The 5,895-nt window shown below is 69.1% G+C and carries 4 protein-coding genes; 1 reads left to right on the top strand and 3 read right to left on the bottom strand.

The features are described 5' to 3' along the window. Window positions 1-373 precede the first annotated feature (373 nt). Complete coding sequence (locus Q8Q85_09315) at window positions 374-1,117, top strand: hypothetical protein (GenBank protein ID MDP3774452.1); 744 nt, start codon at window positions 374-376, stop codon at window positions 1,115-1,117. A 4-nt stretch (window positions 1,118-1,121) separates the two neighbouring features. On the opposite strand, the gene Q8Q85_09310 is transcribed toward Q8Q85_09315, so the two are convergent. The 3 genes from Q8Q85_09310 to Q8Q85_09300 form a co-directional block, all read right to left on the bottom strand. Continuing rightward, the gene (locus Q8Q85_09310; GenBank protein MDP3774451.1) at window positions 1,122-2,084 is read right to left on the bottom strand and encodes a sulfurtransferase; all 963 of its coding nucleotides are present in this window, start codon (window positions 2,082-2,084) and stop codon (window positions 1,122-1,124) included. Then, on the bottom strand, window positions 2,081-3,313 hold the full coding sequence (gene ispG, locus Q8Q85_09305) for a flavodoxin-dependent (E)-4-hydroxy-3-methylbut-2-enyl-diphosphate synthase (GenBank protein ID MDP3774450.1): 1,233 nt from the start codon (window positions 3,311-3,313) through the stop codon (window positions 2,081-2,083). Before ispG ends, Q8Q85_09310 begins: the two co-directional genes overlap by 4 nt. A 468-nt stretch (window positions 3,314-3,781) precedes the next feature. Continuing rightward, window positions 3,782-5,557, bottom strand: a complete 1,776-nt coding sequence (locus tag Q8Q85_09300; GenBank protein MDP3774449.1) for an amidohydrolase family protein — start codon at window positions 5,555-5,557, stop codon at window positions 3,782-3,784. Between the last annotated feature and the right edge of the window lie 338 nt (window positions 5,558-5,895).

Genomic DNA, 5,895 nt, shown 5'->3' with positions numbered 1-5,895 from the left:
TAACTCGGTGCGCAACAATACGGCGCGCCGCCACCACCCGCCAGTCGGTCCCCTCTCTGCCAATATGAGTGAGACAGCAACCCTGAGCGACAACCATGGTCATAGTAGGTCGATGCGTCGCAACACGTTATGGTACGCCGGCCGACCTACTATGACCATAGTTGTTCGCTTTGGAGCCCGCCCTCGTCCGCATTCCGCCTCGCCGGGCAGAATGATGCACCGGCACCTGCCTCGGCAGACTACGACGCCCGCCGGCCTAGCCCCCCGCAGGTTGCGGCGTGGGCGGAACGGACGGAGTGAGCGGTCATCAGCGAACCTTGCTCGAGGTTGGACGGGGGCACAGCGTGATCGGGACGGAATAGATTACCACGGAATGCGAATGGCTGCCCTTGCGTTCTGCCGCGGCACTGCCCTGTGGGGCCTGCTGGCGACCGCTGCTCCTACGGCATCGGTTGCCCAGGGGTTTCCCGCCTGCGCCCTCCCCGCGATCCACACCAAGGAGGAGCTCGTCGCCGCGCTACGCTTGGTGCCACGCGCATCCGAGCGCGGGCTCGACCCCGGCATCGAGTCGGCGTTCATCGCCGGCCTCGGCCAGCCGGTGGTCGGATGGGCATACGGCATCGCGGTGGACAGCGGCGGCGGCACCGGCATCGAGCTCCGCGCCGCGGCGTTCCAGGTCTTGCGCTACGCGCGCTATCGCGCCGCGGTGCCCGCCCTGACGAGGCTCGGGACACCGTTCACCGGCCCGTGGGTCGTCTGGCAGGGATCCCTGCACGCGCTCTCGACGTACCCCTATCCCGAGATGGCGCCGTACTGGCGTGAGCTTCTGCACTTCCCGCGGCGAGTCGTGCGCGAGGTTGCGCTGCGCGGTCTGTCGCTGACGGGCAACGCCGAGGACGTCCCGGATATCCGCGAGGCGTTCCACCGCGAGGACGACGCGTGGTCGCGGCACGTCGTGAAGCAGGCCGAATCGCTGCTCGTCCTGCCCGTGGCGGCACGGGACACGATCCGGTTCGCCTGGCCACCCGAGCCCGAGGGCCGTTTCGTGCCGTCGGGGTCGTGGCTCAGGATGGGCATGGAGCGGGCGCGGGCGGCGGGGCGCTGCCCGCGCCAGTGACCGGCTATCGCCCGCCGTTCTCCACCGGATGGTCGCGCGCGTCGAGAGCCGACCACTCGATGAAGCTCCCGTCGTATAGCCGCACGTCAGGATAGCCGATGTAGCGGGCCACGAAGTACGAGTGGCTCGCCTGCATCCCGGTCCGGCAGTAGGTCACGACCGTTCGCGCCCGGTCTGCGCCGGCAGGCTCCCAGAGCTCGTGATGCAGCGCGTGCATCGGCTTCAGGGCGGGATCCTCGCGGGAGGCCAGCGCGTTCATCCATGGCATGCTCTTCGCGCCCGGTATGTGGCCGCGCCGCCCTTCGGGGATCGCCCCGGGGCCCGGGGCTTCCGCGCCGCTGAACTGGTCGGCGGGGCGGGTGTCCACCAGCACCACGGTGGTGTCGCCGAGATGGGCGCGTACCCACTCCGCGTCCACCACGAGATCCCCTCGCCACCGCGCGGTGAAGGGTTGCGCCGCCGCGGAGCGCGCCCCCGTTTCCGCGGGACGTCCCGCCGCACGCCAGCGCACCAGCCCCCCGTCCAGCAGCGCCGCTCGCCCGCCGTGTCCAAGGAGGTCGAGCGCTACCCAGGCCCGCGCGGCGAAGAGTCCGGGGTCGTCACCGTAGATCACGATCTTCGCGGACTCGCCCACGCCCAGGTCGCGAAAGGTCGCAGCCATCTGATCCGCGGTCGGGAACTGATTGGGGATCCCTCCCACCGTCGTGGCGACGGCGGATAGCGGCAGGAACCGCGCGCCAGGCACATGTCCGGCGAGGTACGCCGAATCGCTGCGGCCGACGTGAAGGACCACCAGGCTCGCCGAGTCCAGCCGCGACGCCACCCAACCGCCGGCGACGAGGAACTGCGGGTTGTGTTGCATCTCCATCCGGCGGTCCGTGGGGCCGCCCGCGTGTTGGTGCTCCTGCCCCATGGCTGGAACGACCGCCATGACGAAGGGCAGCAGGCCGATCAGCGTTCTGGTCATCGCTCCGCCTCGCTTTGGTTAGCGTAGTGTGATTCGACGTATTGGTCGAGGATCCCGATGAACTGGGGCACGATGTCGCCGCCTTTCAGGGTCGTGACGAGCCGGCCGTCCACGTAGACCGGCGCCCTGGGCTCCTCAGCCGTCCCAGGCAGCGAGATCCCGATGTTGGCGTGCTTTGATTCCCCCGGCCCGTTCACCACACACCCCATCACCGCCACCTTCATCTCCTCCACACCCGGATGCCGCTCCTTCCAGATGGGCATCTGCTCCCTGAGATAGGTCTGGATGTTGCTCGCCAGCTCCTGGAAGAAAGTGCTGGTGGTGCGCCCGCAACCGGGGCACGCCGTCACCTGGGGCGTGAAGCTGCGCAGGCCGAGCGATTGGAGCACCTGCTGCGCGACCAACACCTCCTCGGTCCGGTCCCCGCCGGGCGCAGGGGTGAGCGACACGCGGATCGTGTCACCGATGCCTTCCTGGAGCAGGATCGACAGGCCGGCGGTGGAGGCGATGATCCCCTTGGCCCCCATGCCCGCTTCCGTCAGCCCGAGGTGAAGCGGGTAGTCGCACCGCGGCGCGAGCTTGCGGTAGACGTCCACCAGGTCTTGCACTCCCGACACCTTCGCCGAGATGATGATCCGGTCGTGCGCGAGTCCGCAGTCCTCGGCGAGGCGCGCCGAGCGCAGCGCGCTCTCCACCATCGCGTTCATCGTCACGTCGCGCGCATCCAGAGGATCGGCCAAGTTCGCGTTGGCGTCCATCATCTCGGTGAGGAGCGCCTGGTCCAGCGAGCCCCAGTTCACGCCTATCCGGATCGGCTTCCCGTTGGCGATCGCGACCTCTATGATCGCGCGGAAGTGGTCGTCGTGACGTTTGGCACCGACGTTGCCGGGATTGATGCGGTACTTGGCGAGCGCGCGGGCGCAGTCCGGGTACTTGGTCAGCAGCAGATGCCCGTTGTAGTGGAAATCGCCGATGATGGGGACGCGCACTCCCATCCCCTCGAGCCGGTCCGCGATGCGCGGGACGGCCCGCGCCGCCTCGTCGTTGTTCACAGTCACGCGAACCAGCTCTGAGCCGGCGGCCGCCAGCGCCGCCACCTGGAGGGCCGTGGCTTCGGCGTCGGCGGTGTCGGTATTCGTCATGGACTGCACGACGATCGGGTGTCCGCTCCCGACCGGCACGCCACTCACATCGACTGTGACAGTTCTCCTGCGACTTGGCTCGGGCATCAGGCTCGATTCTCCGTTGGCCGTGAATATAGCGGCGGTGGGACCGGGACGGTGTCGGGTACGGGCTCGACCATCCTGCCGCCCACGCCATAGCCGCGACGGGGGACCCCAGAAAACACGAGCCCGCGTCGCGAGACGCGGGCTAGTGTTTCATGCGGAGTTTTGCTGCGGGGGAAAACGCTCGCGGCTCGCTGGTCAGGCGCTCCGGAGCGAGACGACGCGGCGGCTCAGTGCTGCTTCGCAAGCCGCCTTGGCTTCTGGGTCGGAGGGTCGAATTCCGGACAGGGCTTGCAATGCCCGCCTCATGACCGCATGAGAGTCAAGTCCCGTGCCACCGGCGCTCGCTCGGATTGACATCGCTCAACGTGTTGGTAGGAAATGGTTTAGCAAGACGGGGCCGCGATCCTGGTCGCGGCCCCTCTTGATCACTCACCGGCAAAAAGTCAGTCGGTTGGCAAGCTGCGTTGCCTAGCGGGGCGCGGACAATCTCGGGACGGTCAACGCGCCGGCCCTCATGACGTAGCGCACGTCCCTCAGGGCGCGGGCGTCGGCGATCGGGTCCGATCCCAGCACCACCAAGTCCGCGATCTTTCCCGCCTCCACGGTGCCGATGTCTCGGTCACGACCCATGGCCCTCGCCCCGTTCCTCGTTGCCGCGATGAGCACGTCGGCGGGGAGCAAGCCAGCCTGTTGCATGGCCTCCATCTCCCAGTAGACCGAGGGTCCGTGGAGCGTCAACGGATTGCCGGCGTCCGTACCCATGGCCACGGTGATGCCGGCCCGGAAGACCGCGAGGAGGTTGGCCTGCCCTTGTGAGAGACGGGTGGCCGCGAGCTGGGTCTGGCGCTCGACGTAGTCGGCGGGGGCGCCGGGAGCGGGCGGCATCAGGTCGGTCATCCGGGCCCTGGCGACGGTCGCCGAATCAACGCAGTCGAGCGGGTAGTGCGGCTCGAAGTGACGTACCCGCACCTGCCGGTATCCATCGAAGACGGTGAGCGTAGGCGTGTAGATGGCGTGCCGTTCGCGCGCCAGGGCCAGGAACTCGTCGTCGACCGGCCGATCGGTGACACCATGGACCAGGAGATCGGCGCCGGCGCGCAGCGCGTCCTTCGCCTCCCATAAGCCCGTCGCATGGACGATGAGCCGGGCACCGAGGCGGTGCGTCTCGTCGGCGATTGCCCGAACGAGCCGTTTGAGCGCGCTGGTGTCGGCGCCGGCCGGAACGATGTACCAGATCTTGATGGCGTCGGTCCCGCGGGCCACGTGGGCGCGCACCGCCGCGCGGGCAACGGAGTCGTCGGCGACCGGCAGGATCTGGCGAGTGTCGGGAAGGTTGAGGACCGGCCGGTCCACGGTGGACAGCAGTGGCCCCGCCGCGGCGACGTGCGGCGCGAGGGGATCGCTCTCCGCCCGCTGTCGGAGCGCCCAGGTCCAGGGATAGCCCCCGACGTCGAAGACCGCGGTAACGCCCGAGCAAACGTAGGCGCGCAGGAACCGCTCCGGCCGGCCTTCCAGCTCCGCGACGGTGCGGTAGTAGGGGAAGCGGTCGGTCACGTCCTGCGCGTCGGGCCGGCCATCCACCCAGCCGGTCTGGCTGAAGTGCACGTGCGCGTCCACCAGGCCCGGGATGACCCACCGGCCGCGCAGGTCCATCGTGTCGACTCCCGCGGGCGGGGCGCACGAGGCGCGCGGCCCCGCGCATGCGATCCGTCCGTTCCTCACCACCACGACGGCGTCCGGGACCGGCGGCCCGCCGGCGCCGTTCACCAGCGTCGCGCCGACCAGGGCCACCGGGGCCGGCGGCGTCCCTCGCGGCGCCGCGAACGCCGTGCTCACGGCGATCTTCCAGCCGCCCGGCGTACGGACGAAGATGCGCTCACTGGTCCCGCTCGAAGTCTCGCCGCGCTGGGTTACCCGGTAACGGTATTGCCCGTAGACGACGCCGGGACGGACGGGGATGAGGCGTAGGTCGGTGGCGATCAGCGAGTCGGGCCAGGTGGTGTCGCGCGCGGCGGCCATCGGCGCATAGCCGAGGTCGAGGCCGCCGGGCCCGTTCCGCGCGAAGTTCGGTGAATCCAGGTAGTAGGAGAGGTAGCGGGCGCGGTCGCGCTGGTGGATCGCGTCGATGTTGGCTTCGAAGATCGCGCGGGCTTGGGTGGTGTCGGGGCGCCGCGGCCTCTGCGCCTGGAGCGGAGCGGCGCCGAGAGCCAGGGCCAGGGCCAGTACCTGTCGGGCGTAGCTCATGACCGTCTAAGCTACGCCAGAAGCTGTCCCCTTGTCACTGTCCCTTGTCACTGTCCCCTTGTCACTGTCCCCCACTGCAACTCTGCAACCCTGCAACTCCAGCACGTCCTGAAGTCTGTTCCCTGCCTACGGAGTCACTGTTATCGTCGCCGTCCCCGTTTTCCCATCCGCCGACGCGCTGACGGTCGCCGTCCCTGCGTTGATCCCGCGGATGATCGCGTAGTTGTTCCCGACGCCGGCTACCCAGCCGTGACCGTTACGTCCTTGATGGCCTCCGGGAACTGTACCAGCGTGTCGCCGCGCACCACGCCGCTGATCGAGCCGGTGGCCGACTTGGT

Source organism: Gemmatimonadales bacterium, from assembly GCA_030697825.1.
In the GTDB taxonomy this organism is placed as follows: Bacteria; Gemmatimonadota; Gemmatimonadetes; order Gemmatimonadales; family JACORV01; genus JACORV01.
This window is presented reverse-complemented; position numbering and strand designations above follow the sequence as displayed.